This is a genomic window from Romboutsia lituseburensis, assembly GCF_024723825.1.
GTDB lineage: Bacteria > Bacillota > Clostridia > Peptostreptococcales > Peptostreptococcaceae > Romboutsia_F > Romboutsia_F lituseburensis_A.
In genome coordinates, this window is the sequence record NZ_JANQBQ010000001.1 from 2753912 (window position 1) to 2773512 (window position 19601).

At 30.6% G+C, this 19601-nt stretch carries 16 protein-coding genes and 1 pseudogene; 16 read left to right on the top strand and 1 reads right to left on the bottom strand.

The features are described 5' to 3' along the window. Nucleotides 1–18: 18 nt before the first annotated feature. A complete protein-coding gene (locus NWE74_RS13485) occupies nt 19–1017 on the bottom strand; it encodes an aspartate-semialdehyde dehydrogenase (protein ID WP_258243516.1) in 999 nt (332 codons plus the stop codon). 461 nt (nt 1018–1478) lie between these two features. Here NWE74_RS13485 and NWE74_RS13490 point away from each other — a divergent pair, with 461 nt between their 5' ends. The 16 genes and pseudogenes from NWE74_RS13490 to secG all read left to right on the top strand — a co-directional run bounded on the left by NWE74_RS13490 (nt 1479) and on the right by secG (nt 19579). Then, complete coding sequence (locus tag NWE74_RS13490; RefSeq protein WP_258243517.1) at nt 1479–2597, top strand: amidohydrolase; 1119 nt, start codon at nt 1479–1481, stop codon at nt 2595–2597. A gap of 97 nt (nt 2598–2694) precedes the next feature. Further along, on the top strand, nt 2695–2949 hold the full coding sequence (locus NWE74_RS13495) for an alpha/beta-type small acid-soluble spore protein (RefSeq protein ID WP_258243518.1): 255 nt from the start codon (nt 2695–2697) through the stop codon (nt 2947–2949). Then, nucleotides 2936–3682 (top strand): class I SAM-dependent DNA methyltransferase, encoded by a 747-nt coding sequence (locus tag NWE74_RS13500; protein ID WP_258243519.1) that lies wholly within the window; start codon nt 2936–2938, stop codon nt 3680–3682. Before NWE74_RS13495 ends, NWE74_RS13500 begins: the two co-directional genes overlap by 14 nt. A 23-nt stretch (nt 3683–3705) precedes the next feature. Beyond that, nucleotides 3706–4581: an Hsp33 family molecular chaperone HslO gene (hslO, locus tag NWE74_RS13505; protein WP_258243520.1), complete on the top strand. Its 876-nt coding sequence runs from the start codon at nt 3706–3708 to the stop codon at nt 4579–4581. A 166-nt stretch (nt 4582–4747) separates the two neighbouring features. Beyond that, the gene (gene rpoN, locus NWE74_RS13510; protein ID WP_258243521.1) at nt 4748–6094 is read left to right on the top strand and encodes an RNA polymerase factor sigma-54; all 1347 of its coding nucleotides are present in this window, start codon (nt 4748–4750) and stop codon (nt 6092–6094) included. Between the two features lie 142 nt (nt 6095–6236). Continuing rightward, nucleotides 6237–7259 (top strand): sugar-binding transcriptional regulator, encoded by a 1023-nt coding sequence (locus tag NWE74_RS13515; protein ID WP_258243522.1) that lies wholly within the window; start codon nt 6237–6239, stop codon nt 7257–7259. 62 nt (nt 7260–7321) lie between these two features. Continuing rightward, nucleotides 7322–8329, top strand: coding sequence for a type I glyceraldehyde-3-phosphate dehydrogenase (gene gap / locus NWE74_RS13520; protein ID WP_092727102.1), 1008 nt, complete (start codon nt 7322–7324; stop codon nt 8327–8329). A 180-nt stretch (nt 8330–8509) separates the two neighbouring features. Next, entirely contained in the window at nt 8510–9709 is a 1200-nt protein-coding gene (locus NWE74_RS13525) for a phosphoglycerate kinase (protein WP_258243523.1), read from the top strand. Nucleotides 9710–9887: 178 nt separating this feature from the next. After that, a complete protein-coding gene (gene tpiA, locus NWE74_RS13530; protein ID WP_258243524.1) occupies nt 9888–10631 on the top strand; it encodes a triose-phosphate isomerase in 744 nt (247 codons plus the stop codon). A gap of 11 nt (nt 10632–10642) precedes the next feature. Beyond that, nucleotides 10643–12172, top strand: a complete 1530-nt coding sequence (gene gpmI, locus NWE74_RS13535) for a 2,3-bisphosphoglycerate-independent phosphoglycerate mutase (RefSeq protein WP_258243525.1) — start codon at nt 10643–10645, stop codon at nt 12170–12172. Between the two features lie 221 nt (nt 12173–12393). Beyond that, the gene (gene eno, locus NWE74_RS13540; RefSeq protein WP_092727106.1) at nt 12394–13686 is read left to right on the top strand and encodes a phosphopyruvate hydratase; all 1293 of its coding nucleotides are present in this window, start codon (nt 12394–12396) and stop codon (nt 13684–13686) included. Between the two features lie 97 nt (nt 13687–13783). Further along, nucleotides 13784–14878: a CdaR family transcriptional regulator gene (locus NWE74_RS13545; RefSeq protein WP_258243526.1), complete on the top strand. Its 1095-nt coding sequence runs from the start codon at nt 13784–13786 to the stop codon at nt 14876–14878. Between the two features lie 231 nt (nt 14879–15109). Then, a complete protein-coding gene (locus NWE74_RS13550) occupies nt 15110–16249 on the top strand; it encodes a glycerate kinase (protein ID WP_258243527.1) in 1140 nt (379 codons plus the stop codon). A gap of 84 nt (nt 16250–16333) precedes the next feature. Beyond that, entirely contained in the window at nt 16334–17596 is a 1263-nt protein-coding gene (locus NWE74_RS13555; protein ID WP_258243528.1) for a GntP family permease, read from the top strand. Between the two features lie 60 nt (nt 17597–17656). Further along, nucleotides 17657–19078, top strand: a pseudogene (gene pyk, locus NWE74_RS13560) (pyruvate kinase); the annotation flags it as partial. A gap of 279 nt (nt 19079–19357) precedes the next feature. Continuing rightward, nucleotides 19358–19579, top strand: a complete 222-nt coding sequence (secG, locus tag NWE74_RS13565) for a preprotein translocase subunit SecG (protein WP_309137311.1) — start codon at nt 19358–19360, stop codon at nt 19577–19579. The last annotated feature ends 22 nt before the right edge of the window (nt 19580–19601 follow it).

The window sequence follows — 19601 nt, forward strand, 5'->3', positions numbered from 1 at the left end:
AATAGCCAATGAAAACATTTACACTAAATTATAAGTTAATAATAATTCAGCTATTTGAACAGCGTTAGTAGCAGCACCTTTTCTTATGTTATCAGCTACAACCCACATATTAATTCCATTTTCTATACTAAAGTCTCTTCTTATTCTTCCAACAAATGTTTCATCTTTTCCATCACAATCTATAGCAGTAGGATATTCATTATTGTTAGGATTATCAACTACAACTACACCTTTAGTATTTTTTAATTCAGTCACTAATTCTTGTAATTCAAAAGGTTTTTCAAATTCAACATTTATAGATTCACTATGGCAATTTCTAACAGGTACCCTTACTGTAGTAGCAGTAACTTTTATATTATAATCGTTAAATATTTTCATAGTTTCGTTAATCATTTTTAGTTCTTCTTTTGTATATCCATTCTCAGTAAAATCATCTATATGAGGTAAGCAGTTGTAAGCGATTGGATGAGGGTAGAAGTTATTTTGTTTACCATGCACACCCTCTTCTAAATCTTTCACACCCTTAACTCCAGATCCAGAAACAGCTTGATAAGTTGAGTAAATTACTCTTTTTAATTTATATTTATCATGAAGAGGTTTTAATGGAACCATAGCCTGTATAGTTGAGCAATTAGGATTAGCTATTATACCTTTATGATTTTTTACAGCTTCAGGATTAACCTCAGGAACTACTAATGGAACATCGGGATCCATTCTGAAATGACTAGAATTGTCAACAACTACAACACCTTTAGATGCAGCTATAGGAGCATATTTAGCACTTACATCTCCACCTGCACAGAATAAAGCTATTTGTATATCTCTGTTAAAAACATTTTCACTTAAAGCTTCAACGTAGTAGTTTTTACCATTAAATGTAATAACAGTACCTGCGTCTTCAGGTGAAGCAAATGGGAAAAAGTTAGCTATAGGGAATTGTCTTTCTTCTAGTATTTTTAAAAATGTTCTTCCTACCATGCCAGTAGCACCAATTAAAGCTACGTTTATTTTTTTCATAAAAATCCCCCCAAAAATGTAATATTTATAAGCCAAATGCTAAATAAAGCAAGTCTTATATTTAAAATATAAAAATGAAATTACACATTGATAAAGGTAATGATTTCATATTAAAAAGATTAGACTATAATAAATATGAAGTGAAATACACGATATCAATAATATATATTCATGTATATTAGAAACATGCAGAAAATGTGAAAATGATATATGTGACATTATTAACAATATGAAAGCTAATTTACTAGAAATGACATGTTTTATTAGAGCTTCTTATATTGTTTTATTCTTGATTTATAAATAATAAACCTTTAGATTTTATAATCTTATATAATAATTCGTTTTTCAATAATCGACAGATAATAATAACGAGAAAATATATAATATAAAAAAGACGCAATTTATAGAATCTTACGCATAGAATTTTATATCAAATATAAAATTTAGGGGAGTGTGGGCTAATGGGGATAGAAAGTGAACTAAAGTCAACGGTATATAACCATAGAAAAACTTTAAATTGTATAGCAGAAAAGGGAAGAGAAGAATTTAAGACATCAGAATATATAAGAAATTATTTAGATAGTTTAGATATATCATATAAAAAATGTTTAGGAACGGGAACAGTTGGAATATTAAAAGGAAAAATAGGTAAAAGGACTATAGCATTTAGAGCAGACATAGACGGTCTTCCAACTGATCAAGGAGTTAAGCATTTGTGTGGACATGATGGACATACTAGTATTTTGTTAGGACTTATGGAGTTTTTACATAGACATAAGGAAAGTTTAAATGATAATATCGTGTTTATATTTCAACCAGCAGAAGAAGGACCAGGGGGAGCAGAAGAATTATTAAAATTAGGTGTATTTGATGAGTATAAAGTAGATGAAGTTTATGGATTACATATGTACCCAGAGATTAAAAGTGGATACATAGGATTAAAATCAGGGTATTTTATGGCTCAAATAGGTGATTTTGATATAGATATAATAGCTAAAAGTGGACATGGTGCAATGCCTCAAAATGGAATAGACGGGATTATTATAGCTGCTAATTTAGTAAATAATTTACAAACAATTGTGTCCAGGAATGTAAGTCCTATTGATAATGCTGTACTTAGTATTGGAAAAATAGATGGGGGAGTTAGAAGAAATATAATAGCTGAAAATGTAAATCTTCAAGGTACTATAAGAACATTTAATCCACACACTTATGAGTATATGAAAAAAAGAGTAAGAGAAATATGTGCGGGAATAGAGATTTCTTATAATTGCAAGGTAAATGTTGAGATAAGGGATGATTATCCAGCAGTTAATAATGATAAAGATTTAACTAATGAATTCATAGAAGCAATTGGAAAAGAAAATATTATTGAACTAAATCCATTGATGATATCTGAGGATTTTTCATATTATCAGCAAAAAGTGCCTGGACTATTTTTTATGCTAGGTTGTAGAGATGAAAAACAAGGATATGTTGATAGTCTCCATAATATAAACTTTAATTTTGATGAGAAAGTTCTTATAAATGGGATAGAGACATATATTAACTTATTAAAATATAAAGGCTCAATAGACTAGAATCCATATAGTTATACTCCTAATACTATATTCACTAAATATTTGTATAAATTTTATACATATGACAAAAATACAAATATGTAAAGGGGTGTTTTTTATGAATAATGATCTTTTAAATAAACCAGGTAAAAAAAGTAAAGCAAAAAGTACAAAAAAGAAAATATTGACAGATAATGATATAATGAAATATGAGATAGCATCAGAACTTGGGCTGTTAGACAAGGTAACAGAACAAGGATGGGCTGGACTTACAGCTAAAGAAGCTGGAAGGATTGGTGGGATACTTACATCACGAAAAAAACAACAGAAAAAGATGATGGAGGAAACAAAAAAGGACGATGGAGCAGTATAGCGATTTTGCATTCATTTATGATGAACTTATGAATGATGTTGATTATAATGGATGGATTAAATATATAGAAGAAATAATTGAAAAAGAAAATGTTAAAGTACAAAATATATTAGAACTAGCTTGTGGAACAGGTAACTTAACAATACCTTTAACTAAGAAAAATTATGATATAGCAGGTATTGATATATCAGATCAAATGCTTAATGTGGCTAGAGAAAAAGCTGAAAAAGAAGGTGTTGAGTTAGTATTACTTCAACAAGATATAGCTGAGTTAGATTTTGATGTTACAAATTTAGACTGTATATTATGTGCATGTGATGGGTTTAACTATATAACTTATGATGACGATTTAGAAAATGTGTTTGCAAAGTCTCATGAGTTATTAAAAGATGGTGGATTATTTATATTTGATATAAGTTCACATTATAAATTAGCTACTATACTTGGAAACAACATGCATGGTGAAAATAGAGAAGATATATCTTATTTATGGCAAAATTATTTTGATGATGAGCAAAACTTAATAGAAATGGAATTAGCATTCTTTGTTAAAGATGCAAATGGAAAATTTGATAAGTTTGAAGAAGTTCATCAACAAAGAGCATATACTGAAGATGAAATAATAGAAAGCTTACAAATCTCAGGATTTACAGATATAAAAGTCTATGGCGACTTTAAATTTGAAAAACCTAAAAAAGATAGTGAAAGAATATTCTTTGTATGTAAAAAATAAATATATAAGGCGGAGGAATATGTATGAAAGATTACGTAATAAGAGCAACTGCTGGCGATGGACAAGTTAGAGCCTTCGTCGCAACTACGACTAATATGGTAGAAGAAGCTAGAAGATTACATGATACTACAAAGGTTGCAACAGCAGCTCTAGGTAGAACTATAACAGCTACATCTATGATGGGTTTAATGATGAAAAATGAAGGTGATAAGATCACTGTTATCATAAAAGGTGGAGGACCGATAGGTTCTATACTTGCTACTTCAAATTCAAAAGGAATAGTTAAAGGATATGTTGAAAATCCATACGTAGAAGTTCCTGACTATGAAAATGGTAAATTAAACGTTGCAGCAGCTGTAGGTACAAATGGTGTTGTAAAGGTAACTAAAGATTTAGGTCTTAGAGAACCTTACAATGGAGCGTATCCTATAGTAAGTGGAGAAATAGCAGAAGATTTAACTCACTATTTTGCACTATCAGAGCAAACTCCATCAATAGTTGCATTAGGTGTACTTACTACAGGGTTACATGTAGAACATGCTGGTGGTCTTATAGTACAATTAATGCCAGATGCAACAGAAGAAACTATATCTCAATTAGAACAAAATATATCTAAATTACCATCTATAACTACTATGATGAGTGAAGGAAAAACACCAGAAGAGATATTAAGTATAGTTCTAGATGGGCTAAATCCTAGAATATTAGACAAGATAGAAGTAGGATTTGAATGTGAATGTTCAAAAGAAAGAGTAAAGAAAGTTTTAATAGCTATAGGTAAGTATGAATTACAAGCTATAATAGATGAACAACAAGAAGCTGAAATCGGATGTCAGTTCTGCAGCTCTAAATATAAGTATACAGAAGAAGAACTTAGAGAAATCTTAAACGAGATGTAACCTATAAAACCCTTTTGTGCAAAATATATGATAGAATATATTTGTACAAAAGGGTTTTCTTAAGTTAAAGTAACTATATTTAGCAAGTTGTTATTTAAGTTATTTTAATTTTATTGAATATATGGGGAAATTAAAAAGCTTATATTTAAATAATGAGGTGAGTATTATGAATTTTAATAACAGTTTAGAGCTGACACAATCTCAAAAACTAGTAATGACAACTGCATTAAAACAATCGCTATCGATACTTAATATGAATAAATTAGAAATAGAAGAAGAAATAAAAAAACAAGCAGAAGAAAATCCATTAATAGAAGTAGAAAAAACAAGTGATATAAACTGGGAAGAATATATAAAACATATTGAAAAGTCTAATAGATTTGATAAAAATGAAATAAATTATAACTCAGATAATGATATAAATTTAGAAAATATGATTAAGTATTCATCAAATATATATGAAAATTTACACTTTCAAATAAGTTTATATAAATTAGATAATAAGGAAATGGAAATTTGTAAATATATAATAGATAGTTTAGATGAAGATGGTTATTTTAGATGCGAAGAAAAAGAGATTCTAAAAAAGTTGAATATAGATGAAACTTTATTTGAAACATGCTTATTAAATATACAACAACTTGAACCTAGCGGAGTAGGTGCGAGAAATTTATCAGAATGTTTAAAAATTCAAATGAATAATTTAGGCATTCAAAATGAGATATTAGAAGAAATTATTGCAAATGATTTACAACTTATAGCTAATAATAAATATAAAGAAATAAGTAAGAAATATAAAATTCAATTGCAAGAATGTGTTAACTTAATTAGCATAATAAAAACATTGGATCCAAAACCTGGATTAAGCTGTAATGCTGAAAAAAGTGTTTATGTACAGCCTGATGTAATTGTAGAGAAGATAGATGATGAATTTATAGTATATAATAATAAAAGTGACAGTTGTAAAATAAAAATAAATAATTTTTATAAGGAAATATTAAAAAGTGCACAATCAGATGAGAGTGCAAAGGAATTTATAAAACAAAAATTAAATTCAGCAACAGAATTAATAAAAAATATGGATAGTAGAGCTAACACTATATTAAAAATAGCTCAAGAAATTGTTAAATTACAAGAGGAATTCTTTAAATATGGAATAAGATATTTAAAGCCAATGAGAATGAAAGATATAGCTCAAAAATTGGACTTCCATGAATCGACAATTAGTAGAGGTGTAAATGGAAAATATATGCTAACTCCTTTTGGTATGTTTGAATTTAAATATTTCTTTAGTAGTTCATTAGAAAGTGAAGATTATGACGGGATTTCTAGTACTAGCATAAAAAAATTAATACAGGATAAAATAAAGAACGAAAATAAAAATAAACCATTAAGTGATGAAAAAATATCTAAATTGCTGAAACAAGAAGGAATTAATGTCGCAAGGAGAACGGTTGCAAAATATAGAGAAGAATTAGGAATTTTATCGTCGAATAAGAGAAAAGAGTACTAGAAAATAAAAAAACATAAAAATATTATAAAAAGTATTGAAATATCTTTCCATTTCATTTAAAATAAAATTATCTTGTGGGACTAAAATAAACTCAAGGGACGAAAAAAGTCCCTTAGGTGAATGACTAATAAGGAGTTACAATATGAAAAACTTATTAAAAATACAGCAAAAGTTAATTCCACAAGTTATAGAGGTTATGGAAAGAAGATACTCTATTCTAAGACAAATATCTTTAAGCGAGCCGATAGGTAGAAGAACATTATCAAATGTTCTAGGAATTAGCGAAAGAGTAGTAAGGTCAGAAACTGAATTCCTAAAAGAACAAAGTCTTATAGACGTAGCAGTATCGGGAATGACCATGACTCAAGAAGGATTAGAGCTTTTAGACGAACTTAAAGATATGATGAATGACATCATGGGATTATCGACACTACAAGAAAAGGTAAAAGAAAAGCTAGGAATCAAAAAAGTTTTACTAGTACCAGGTAGCTATGATAATAATCCAAGCTTAATAAAAGATGTAGCTAGACTTGGATCAGAGTACTTCTTAAGCATCCTAAAGGATGGAGATATAGTTTCTATAACTGGTGGAAGTACAATGTTAGAATTTTCAAATGCTATAAAGACTGAAAAGAAATATGAAAACGCTACAATAGTTCCTGCTAGAGGAAGTATGGGTAAAGATGTGGAAATTCAGTCAAATAATGTAGTAGCAACAACAAGCAAAAAGCTTAGCTCAAATTATAAGTTGTTACATATACCTGATGAGTTAGGTACAGCAGCAATGAAAACACTTACTCAAGAACCTCAAATAAAAAGTACATTAGACATGATTGAAAAAACTGATGTGTTAGTTTTTGGGATAGGGATAGCAGCTGAGATGGCTACTAGAAGAAGACTTCCTGAAGAAAAAGTTGAAGAGATAGTTAAAAAAGGCGCAATAGGTGAAGCCTTTGGACATTACTTCAATGAAAATGGTGAAATAGTTTGTAAGTTAAATACAGTAGGTATTCACTTAGACACATTTAAAAATGTAAAAGAAAACATTGCCATATTTGCAGGAACAAAAAAAGCAGATGCTTTAATAGCGATGACAAAGATTAATAAAAACATAGTGCTTATAACCGATGAGGAAAGCGCTAATAGAATATTAGAATTAGTATAATAAAGTTTATAACTAGCAGTGCTAGTCAGAATATATTTAATTACATTTAGGGAGGTAGCAAGATGGTTAAAGTTGCGATAAATGGATTTGGAAGAATAGGTAGATTAGCTTTAAGAAAATTAATGGAGCAAACTGATAAGTTTGAAGTAGTTGCAATAAACGACTTAACAGATGCTAAAACATTAGCTCACTTATTCAAGTATGACTCTGCTCAAGGTAGATTCAATGGTGAAATAGAAGTTAAAGACGGAGCTTTCGTTGTTAACGGACAAGAAATAAAAGTTACTGCTGAAAGAAACCCAGCTGACTTACCATGGGCTGAATTAGGGGTAGACATAGTATTAGAATGTACAGGATTCTTCACTTCTCAAGAGAAGGCTGGACTTCACTTAGAAGCTGGAGCTAAGAAAGTTGTTATATCAGCACCTGCTACAGGAGATTTAAAAACAGTAGTATTCAACGTAAACCATGATATATTAGATGGTTCTGAAACAGTTATATCAGGAGCTTCTTGTACAACTAACTGTTTAGCACCAATGGCTAAAGTATTAAATGATAAATTTGAATTACAAAAAGGATTCATGACTACTATACATGCTTACACTAATGATCAAAATACATTAGATGGACCTCATGCAAAAGGTGACTTAAGAAGAGGTAGAGCTGCTGCTGCAAGTATAGTTCCTAACACTACAGGAGCTGCAAAAGCTATAGGTTTAGTTATACCTGAATTAAAAGGTAAATTAGACGGAGGAGCTCAAAGAGTTCCAGTTATAACTGGTTCATTAACTGAATTAGTTTGTACATTAGCAAAGAAAACTACTGTAGAAGAAATAAATGCTGCTATGAAAGCTGCATCTAATGAATCATTTGGATACACTGAAGAGCAATTAGTATCTACTGATATAATAGGAATAGATTTCGGATCATTATTTGATGCAACTCAAACAAAAGTTATGGAAGTAAACGGAGAGCAATTAGTTAAAGTTGTTTCTTGGTACGATAACGAAATGTCTTACACTGCTCAATTAATAAGAACATTAGGATACTTTGCTGGATTAGCTAAGTAATTTCATATAAAGTCCAAGCTTGTAGTTAAAACTATAGGCTTAGGACTTTTTTAAAACAACTAAAGGGTAAACATAAATTATAAACTAAAAAAGAAACGTGATATGCTAAATTCGGTGTTATGAAGAGTTGATAGAATTAACAATGGGTTAGCTTTATTTTTAAAAGGAGAGATAATAAATATGTCAATGCTTAACAAAAAAACAATAGAAGATATAAACGTATGCGGAAAAAAAGTTTTAGTAAGATGTGATTTCAATGTTCCACTAAAAGATGGTGTTATAACAGATGAAAACAGATTAAACGGAGCTTTACCAACTATAAAATACTTAATAGAAAAAGGCGCAAAAGTTATATTATGTTCTCACTTAGGAAAGCCAAAAGGAGAAGCTAAGCCAGAGCTATCTTTAGCACCAGTTGCTGCTAGATTATCACAAATGTTAGACAAAGAGGTAGTGTTTGCTGCTGATGATAACGTTGTAGGGGAAAATGCAAGAGTAGCAGTAGAAAAAATGGAAAATGGTGATGTAGTATTACTACAAAACACTAGATACAGAAAAGAAGAAACTAAAAATGAGGAAAACTTCTCTAAAGAATTAGCTTCATTAGCTGAAATATTTGTAAATGATGCTTTCGGTACTGCACATAGAGCACATTGTTCTACAGTAGGTGCTGGTGAATTCTTAGAAGAAAGAGTTTGTGGATACTTAATACAAAAAGAATTAAAGTTCTTAGGAGAAGCAGTAGCAACTCCAGTAAGACCTTTTACTGCAATATTAGGGGGAGCAAAAGTATCGGATAAAATAGCTGTTATAGAGCAGTTATTAGAAAAAGTAGACAACCTAATAATAGGTGGAGGAATGGCTTATACATTCCTAAAAGCACAAGGATATGAAATAGGAACTTCATTAGTTGAAGAAGATAAAGTAGAATACGCTAAAGAAATGATGGATAAAGCAAAAGCTAAAGGTGTTAACTTATTATTACCAATAGATAACGCTGTTGCTGATAAATTTGCTGATGTAGCTGCAGTTATAACTGAAGATGCTAACATACCAGCAGGACATATGGGACTAGATATAGGACCTAAGACTATCGAATTATACGTAAAAACAGTAAATGAATCAAAAACAATAGTATGGAATGGACCAATGGGAGTATTCGAATTTGAAAACTTCAACCAAGGTACATTAGCTGTTGCTAAAGCTATGGCAGCATTAACTGATGCTACTACTGTAATAGGTGGTGGAGACTCAGCTGCAGCTGTTAACCAATTAGGATTCGGAGATAAAATGACTCACGTATCAACTGGTGGTGGAGCATCATTAGAATTCTTAGAAGGTAAAGAATTACCAGGAATAGTAGCTTTAGATAACAAATAAATTTGAATATTATCGTGAGACATTAATTAAACATGTCAAACATTTATATATATAAAATTGTCCACAGTTTTAGTTTTATGAAAATAAAACATCCTTATAAATTTAAAATTAAATCCTGAGAAATCTGAAAAACTCAGATTTCTCAAAGATTTAATACCAAGTGGGAGGAATAATTAAAATGAGAAAACCTATAATAGCAGGAAACTGGAAAATGCACAAAACTATAGCAGAAGCTTTAGAATTTGTGAATGAAGTTAAAGATAAAGTAAATAATGATAATGTAGAAGCTGTAATATGTGCACCTTTCACATTATTAAAAGATTTAAAAGAAGCAACTAAGGGGACTAACATAAAGATAGGTGCTCAAAACATGCACTACGAAGAAAACGGAGCATTCACTGGTGAAGTATCTCCATTAATGCTTAAAGAAATAGATATGGACTATGTAGTAATAGGACATTCTGAAAGAAGACAATACTTCAATGAAACAGATGAAACTTGCAATAAAAAAGTTTTAAAAGCACTAGAAGTTGGAATAGATCCAATATTATGTTGTGGAGAAACTTTAGAGCAAAGAGAAGCAGGAGAAACTAAAGCAGTATGTAAAGTTCAAGTAGAAAAAGCTTTAGAAAACGTAGCTAAAGAAGATTTAGCTAAAGTTGTAATAGCTTATGAGCCAATATGGGCTATAGGAACTGGAAAAACTGCAACAAGTGAAGATGCTAACGATGTAATAAAATACATAAGAGAAGTTGTAGCTGGACTTTACGGTGAATTAGCTAACGAAGTTAGAATTCAATACGGTGGAAGTGTTAAGCCTGCAAACGTAGCAGAAATAATGGGACAAAGCGACATAGATGGAGCTTTAGTTGGTGGAGCTAGTTTAGCTGCTAGTGATTATACACAACTTGTTAATTACTAAGGAGATCAAATATGAAAAAACCAATCGCATTAATAATCATGGATGGTTTTGGAGAAAGTAAAATAGTTGAAGGAAATGCTGTTTTAAATGCCAAAACTCCTAATTTAGATAAAATAGTTGAAAACAACCCTCATACTTTAATAAACGCTAGTGGTTTAGATGTAGGTCTTCCAGATGGACAAATGGGTAACTCAGAAGTAGGACACACAAACATCGGGGCAGGAAGAATAGTATATCAAGATTTAACTAGAGTTAGTAAATCAATAAATGATGGTGATTTCTTCAAGAATGAAGTATTATTACAAGCTATGAATAACGCTAAAGATCATTCTCTTCATTTAATGGGATTATTATCTGATGGAGGAGTTCACTCTCATATAGACCACTTAAAAGGTATCTTAAAAATGGCTAAAGAAAATGGAGTTAAAAATGTATTCGTTCATGCTTTCACAGATGGAAGAGACGTTGCTCCAAGAAGTGCTTTAGAATTTATAGCAAATGTAGAAGATTACATGAAAGAACTTGGAGTAGGTAAATTTGCTTCAGTTTCAGGTAGATACTATGCTATGGATAGAGATAAGAGATGGGAAAGAGTTGAACTTGCATATAATGCAATGGTTAAAGGTGAAGGAAATACAGCAACTTCAGCAAAAGAATCTATAGAAAAATCTTATGCAGATGATAAGAATGACGAATTTGTTGTTCCAACAGTTATAGTTGAAAATAATCAACCAGTAGGAACAATAAAAGAAGGAGATTCTATCGTATTTGGTAACTTTAGACCAGATAGAGCCAGAGAAATAACTAGAGCAATAGTTGACACTGATTTTGCTGGATTTGAAAGACCTAACGTAAAAACATTCTTCGTATGTTTAACTACATATGATATAACAATAAAGAATGTTAATGTAGCGTTCAAACCTCAAAGCCTTGAAAACACACTAGGAGAATACCTAGCAAAAAATAATAAGACTCAACTTAGAACAGCAGAAACTGAAAAATATGCTCACGTTACATTCTTCTTCAACGGTGGAGTAGAAGAACCAAATGAAGGTGAAGATAGATTATTAGTTCCATCTCCAAAAGTTGCAACTTATGATTTACAACCAGAGATGAGTGCTGATGAATTAACTGAAAAAGTACTTGCTAAAATAGATGAAGATAAATATGATTTCATAGTTTTAAACTATGCTAACCCTGATATGGTAGGACATACAGGAGTTGTAGAAGCAGCAATAACAGCTGTTGAAACTGTTGATACATGTGTAGGAAAAATAGTTGATAAAATAGTTTCTAAAGGAGGATGTGCATTAATAACAGCTGACCATGGGAATGCAGAACTTATGCAAGATCCAGAAACGAAAACAACTATAACAGCACACTCAACAAACCCAGTACCATTTATAGTGGTAGGTGAAGAAGCTAAATCTATGAAGCTAAGAGAAGGCGGAAGATTAAGCGATATAGCACCAACAGTATTAGATATGATGAACTTAGAGAAACCAGAAGAAATGACTGGAGAATCTTTAATAATAAAATAAATTAATTATAAAATTCAATTTAACGCATAACACATGGAATTTTAAAAAGTTCCTTAAATTATAAAATACTAAAAAATTTAAAAAGTTATATAAAATTATAATTTACCCATCAAAGCTTTTTATATTTTATATAATAAGACGAAATTTTAAACAGTATTAAAATTATTAAAAAAATTTAGGTTGATAAAATCACCTACTAAAAGTCGAGAGGAGATAAAGATATGTCAGTAATCGAATTAGTATATGCTAGAGAAGTATTAGATTCAAGAGGTAATCCAACTGTTGAGGTTGAGGTAGTATTAGAAAGTGGAGTAACTGGAAGAGCTATAGTTCCATCAGGAGCTTCTACAGGAGCTTTCGAAGCTGTTGAATTAAGAGATGGTGATAAATCAAGATACCTAGGAAAAGGTGTTGAAAAAGCTGTTGCTAACGTAAATGAAATAATAGCTGCTGAATTAGAAGGTATGGACGCTACTGACCAACCAGGAATAGATGCAGTTATGATAGAATTAGACGGAACACCAAACAAAGGTAAATTAGGAGCTAACGCTATATTAGGGGTTTCTATGGCTGTAGCTAGAGCTGCTTCTGAAGAAGTTGGTTTACCATTATTCCAATACATAGGTGGAGTTAATGCTAAGCAATTACCAGTTCCAATGATGAACATAATAAACGGTGGAGAGCATGCTGATAACAACGTTGACGTTCAAGAATTCATGATATTACCAGTAGGAGCTAAGTCATTCAAAGAAGCTTTAAGAATGGGTGCAGAAGTATTCCACTCTTTAAAGAACGTATTAGCTGCTAACGGATTAGCTTGTGGTGTAGGTGACGAAGGTGGATTCGCTCCAAACTTATCATCAAACAGAGCTGCTTTAGAATTAATAGTTGAAGCTATAGAAAAAGCTGGATATAAGCCAGGAGATGACGTAAGATTAGGTCTTGACGTTGCTGCTACAGAAATGTACAACAAAGAAACTAAAAAATACGTTTTAGCTGGAGAAGGAAAAGAATTAACTGCTGCTGAAATGGTTGATTTATACGAAGATTGGGCTAACAACTTCCCTATAATAACAATAGAAGATGGATTAGACGAAGAAGATTGGGATGGATGGAAGTTATTAACTGAAAGATTAGGAAACAAATTACAATTAGTTGGAGATGACTTATTCGTAACTAACACTGAAAGATTAGAAAGAGGAATAGATGCTGGTGTAGCAAACTCTATATTAGTTAAAGTTAACCAAATAGGAACTATAACTGAAACTTTAGATGCTATAGAAATGGCTAAGAGAGCTGGATACACTGCAGTTATATCTCATAGATCAGGAGAAACAGAAGATACTACTATAGCTGACTTAGCTGTAGCTGTAAATGCTGGACAAATAAAAACTGGTGCTCCATCAAGAACTGATAGAGTTGCTAAATACAACCAATTATTAAGAATAGAAGAAATAGTTGGAGAATCTTCTAGATACTGTGGATTAAATTCTTTCTACAACTTAAAAAAATAATTTAAGTTTTAACTTAAATTAATATAAATGAAAGGGTCTTGGAGAAATCTAAGACCCTTTATGTTTATAAAAAATAATATCTAAGAGGGATAACTTTATGGCAGTTAATAAAATTAGTTTAAATTTAGCTCAAGAGATAGTAAATGCTGTAAAAGAAGTAGTGGACAAAGACATAAACTTTATAGACATAAATGGAATAATAATAGGAAGTACAGACAAAAAACGATTAAATACTTTTCATCAAGCAGGATACAAAGCTATAAAAAATTTAAAAAATATAACTGTTGAAGACAATGACGAGTATAAGGGCAGCAAAAAAGGAATAAATTATCCTATAAGAATAAATGAAAGTGCAGTAGGTGCAATAGGAATAACTGGAGAACCAAGTGAAATAAGCAAGTTTGGTTTTTTAGTTACCAAAATTACTGAAATTTTTATAAAAGAACAACAATTAAACTACAAACATGAGGCTGATAAACAAAGAATAAACTATGTTGTAAAGTCTCTTATATATGATAATGTAGAAGATAAAGAAGAGATAGAAAATATATTACAAGAATTTAAAATATCTATGAATCAAAAATTCGCAATTGTAATAATGAAAATTAATAAAACTCATAGTACGTCAGATTTAGAAATTATAGAAAGTGATATAAAAAGAGTTTTTGATACTATAGGAAATATATTTAAAATTTATATTTATCCAAATGAATTTATAGCATTAGTCAATGAAGAAAGATATGAAAAGCTTAAATTTGTATATATGGATATATTAAAAAAATATAAGGGTCAGCTAAGTGGCGGAGTAGGTAGGCTAAAGAATTTATATGAAAGTCATAAGTCCTATCAAGAAGCAAGAATAGCTCTAAAACATTCTAGCAAAAATAATAAAATATTAACATATATAGATTCACTACAATTAGAATTAATATTAGAAAGTGTAGATAATGAAATAAAAAATCAATATGTAGAAAAAACACTTCAAAACTTAGATGATAATGAAATAGATTTATTAGAAATTTATTATAAAAACAACATGTCTTTGAAACAAACATCAGAAGATTTATATATTCATAAAAATACATTGCAATATAAACTAGAAAAGATCCAACAAAAATGCGGATTAAATCCAAGATGTTTTAATGAATCAGTGATACTTTATATTGCAGTATCTATAAAACTATCTTTATAAGTAAAGAGCTAGTTAAATAAACTTATTTTTAAATTGTTTTGTCAAAAAAATAATTAAGAATAAGTTTATTTTTTTGCATAAAATAAACTATAATTTAATTTAAAAAAGAATAGTATTAATCAATGTTATATATAATAAAAAATAAGTTTTGAAAACGTATTAATTTAGTATATATAATATATATGTCGAAAAATGTATTTGGTACAATGTTAACAAAGGGAGGCGAAAGATATGAAAATAGTAATTTCGATAGATTCGTTAAAAGGAAGTTTATCTTCAATAGAAGCAGCAAATGCAATTAAAACAGGAATATTAAATGTTTATAATAGAGCAGATATAAAAATAATGCCATTAGCAGATGGTGGAGAGGGTACAGTAGAAGCACTTGTAGAAGGTATGAATGGTCAAGAACAAGTAATATCAGTTACAGGTCCTATAAATGAAAAAGTAAATGCAACTTACGGAATATTAAAAGAAACAAATACAGCAATAATAGAAATGGCTCAAGCATCAGGATTACCACTTGTTCCAACAGAACTTAGAAATCCTTTAAATACAACAACTTATGGAGTAGGAGAAATAATCAAAGAAGCTATAGAAAAAGGATGTAGAAACTTTATAGTAGGTATAGGTGGAAGTGCTACTAATGACGGTGGAGTAGGAATGCTTCAAGCATTAGGATTTGAGTTTTATGATGAAAATAATAACTTAGTTGGATTAGGTGGAAAAGTACTTAATGAAATAAAAAGTATAAAAATAGATAATAGATTAAAAGAGTTAGATGAATGTAACTTTAAAATAGCATGTGACGTTAACAACCCATTATTTGGATTAAATGGAGCGGCACATATATATGGACCACAAAAAGGCGCAACTAAAGAGATAGTTGAAGAACTAGATAAAGGATTAATAAACTTCTCTGAGGTAGTTAAAAAAGATTTAGGAAAAGATATAGCTCAAGTACCTGGAGTTGGAGCAGCAGGAGGACTAGGATTTGCATTTTTAGGATTTTTAAATTCTAAATTAGAATCAGGAATAAAGATAATACTAGATGAGATAAAACTAGAAGATGAAATAAAAGATGCAGATATAGTTATAACAGGAGAGGGAAGGCTAGATAACCAAACAGCTATGGGTAAAGCGCCTATAGGAGTAGCTAAACTTGCTAAAAAGCATGGAGCTAAGGTAATAGCTATAGCAGGATGTACAACTTCAGATGCAGTTAAATGTAATGAAGAAGGAATTGATGCATATTTCTCAATAGTAAATAGATCAATGTCTTTAGAAGAAGCTATGCAAAAAGAAAATGCAACTGCAAATATGATAGAAACAACAACTCAGATATTTAATTTAATAAAAGCTATGCAATAAATTTGATACTAAACAAAAGAAAATATTAATGAAATATATCTACTTAAAAATAAAATAGACAATGGAGAATAGGCGGTGGAATAAATGGATGTACAAATAACAACATTAGGAGCCCTATTAGGACTTGCGGTAGCTATCATTTTAATCATCAAAAAAATACATCCAGCATACAGTTTAATTTTAGGAGCTGTAGTTGGAGGATTAGTAGGTGGAGCAGGACTCACTGGTACAGTAGACGTAATGATGGGCGGGGCAAAAGATATAATGCCAGCAATACTTCGTATAGTAACTTCAGGGGTTCTAGCTGGAGTGCTTATACAAACAGGAGCTGCAGCTAAAATAGCAGACCAGATTATTAAGACTTTAGGAGAAAAAAGAGCATTATTTGCATTAGCACTATCAACTATGATACTAACATCAGTTGGAGTATTCGTAGACGTAGCAGTAATAACAGTAGCACCAATAGCACTAGCAATAGCTAAAAAATTAGGATATGCACCAATGGTAATATTACTAGCAATGATAGGTGGAGGAAAAGCAGGTAATATAATATCACCAAACCCTAACACAATATCAGCAGCAGAAAACTTTGGAGTAGAATTATCATCTTTAATGGCAGCTAACATAATACCAGCATTAGTAGGACTTACAGTTACAGTAATACTAGCGTCAATGTTAGCTAAAAAAATTAAAGGTACTAAAATAGAAGAAGTAAAACAAGACAAAGAAAACGAACAGTTACCATCATTCTTTGCAGCGATAATAGGTCCAGTAGTAGCAATAGTATTACTTGCACTAAGACCAATAGCAGGCATAGCAATAGATCCATTAATAGCACTTCCAGTTGGAGGTATAGTTGGATGTTTAGTAATGGGTAAAGCTAAAAATCTTAATGAATATATAACATTTGGACTTTCAAAGATGATGCCAGTTGCAATACTTTTAATAGGAACTGGTACAGTAGCAGGAATAATAAAAGCATCAACATTACAACAAACAACAATAGGATTACTTGATGCAATGAATATGCCAGCATTTTTATTAGCACCAATATCAGGAGTATTAATGTCAGCAGCAACAGCATCTACAACAGCAGGAGCAACAATAGCATCAGCTACATTTGCACCAGCTATAATAGCATCTGGAGTATCACCATTAGCAGGTGGAGCAATGGTACATGCAGGAGCAACAGTACTTGATCATTTACCACATGGTTCATTCTTCCATGCAACAGCAGGAGCAACAAATATGAGCATAGGAGATAGATTAAAATTAATACCATATGAATCATTAATAGGTTTATCAATGACAATAGTATCTACAATAATGTGGGGCATAATAATGTAATAAATAGTAAAAATTATTAATAGAGACATCGAGAAACAGCAATACTTAGGAGGCAAAGCAATGTTAAAAAATATAAAAAGAACTAAAATAGTATGTACATTAGGACCAGCGACAGATAAAGAAGAAATACTAAGAGAACTTGTATTAAACGGATTAAATGTATGTAGATTTAATTTCTCTCATGGTTCTCATGAAGAACATAAATCAAGAATGGATTTAGTTAAAAAAGTTAGAACTGATTTGGACAAGCCAATAGCAATTTTATTAGATACTAAAGGACCAGAAATAAGAACAGGAAACTTTGCAGACCCAGAAGTATTATTAGAAGAAGGACAAAACTTTACTATAACAATGGAAGACGTTGTAGGAACTAAAGAAATATGTACAGTTAGCTACAAAGAATTAGCAAATGATGTTAAAGAAGGAGACGTTATACTAATAGATGATGGATTAGTAGGACTAAGAGTTAAAGAAGTACACGGAAAAGATATACACTGTAAAGTAGAGAACTCAGGAATAGTTAAAAATCATAAAGGAGTTAACGTACCAGGAGTAAAAATAAACTTACCAGCGCTAACAGACAAAGATATAAGTGATATAGAATTTGGTATAGCTCAAGGCATAGATTATATAGCTGCATCATTTGTAAGAAAAGCATCAGATGTATTAGCTATAAGAGAAGTATTAGAAAAAAACAATGCTACACATATACAAATAATATCTAAAATAGAAAACCATGAAGGTGTAGAAAATATAGATGATATACTAAACGTATCTGATGGAATAATGGTAGCTAGAGGAGATTTAGGAGTTGAAATTCCAACAGAAGAAATACCAATAGCTCAAAAAATGATGATAAAAAAATGTAATGAAGTAGGAAAGCCAGTTATCACAGCTACACAAATGCTAGACTCTATGATGAGAAACCCTAGACCTACAAGAGCAGAAGTAACAGACGTTGCAAATGCTATATATGATGGGACAGATGCAATAATGCTATCAGGAGAAACAGCAGCAGGTAAATATCCAATAGAAGCTGTAAAAACTATGGCAACAATAGCTAAAAGAACGGAACAAACATTAGACTATGATGAAATGTTAAAAGAAAGAAAAGTAACTGAAGTAACAGTAACAAATGCAATAAGTCATGCAACATGTACAACAGCAGTAGATTTAAGTGCTTCAGCAATCGTAACATTTACATCAAGTGGGCATACAGCTAGAATGGTATCTAAATTTAGACCTAAGTGTCCAATAATAGCAACAACAGAAGATGAAGGAGTAATGAGAAGATTGGCATTAACTTGGGGGGTATACCCAGTTAAGACAAGTCATGCAGGAAGTACTGATGAGATAATCGATAACTCAATCAATTCAGTAAAAGATATGAACTACTTAAAAGAAGGAGATTTAGTTGTAATAACAGCAGGAGTACCAGTTGGAGTAAGTGGAACAACTAACTTAATAAAAGTTCATAGTATATAAGTATGATAAAATCTAATTTTTCTATTTAGTAAAGCACTTATCACATAAATAATTATAAATTACTATGTGACAGGTGCTTTTTAGCTATTCAGAATTTATTTTAGAAAAAATATTAGATAACAAAAGCCTAATATTAATAGAAAAAATATAAAATGGCAATAATTATACATATAAGCAAAATTAGGTACATAGCTTGAATACACTAGGTTTATGTGATATATTAAAGAGTAAGCAAAATTTTTGAAAAAACAAAAGAGAGGAGGAGTAACTATGAATATAACTACAATATTAATGGGTGTACAAGTAGTATTAGCTGTTGTTTTAATAGGGAGCATAATGCCACAAGACACTAAGAGTGCAGTTCCTTCACAATTTGGTGGAGAAGGGAATCAAAGTTACTTCAAGCCAAAAGGAAAAGAAGCTTTTCTTGGAAGAGTTACAAAAATATCAGCAGTATTATTTTTCTTAAATGCATTAGCAATGCTTTTAATTAAGTAATTTAAATAATTGGCCATTATTT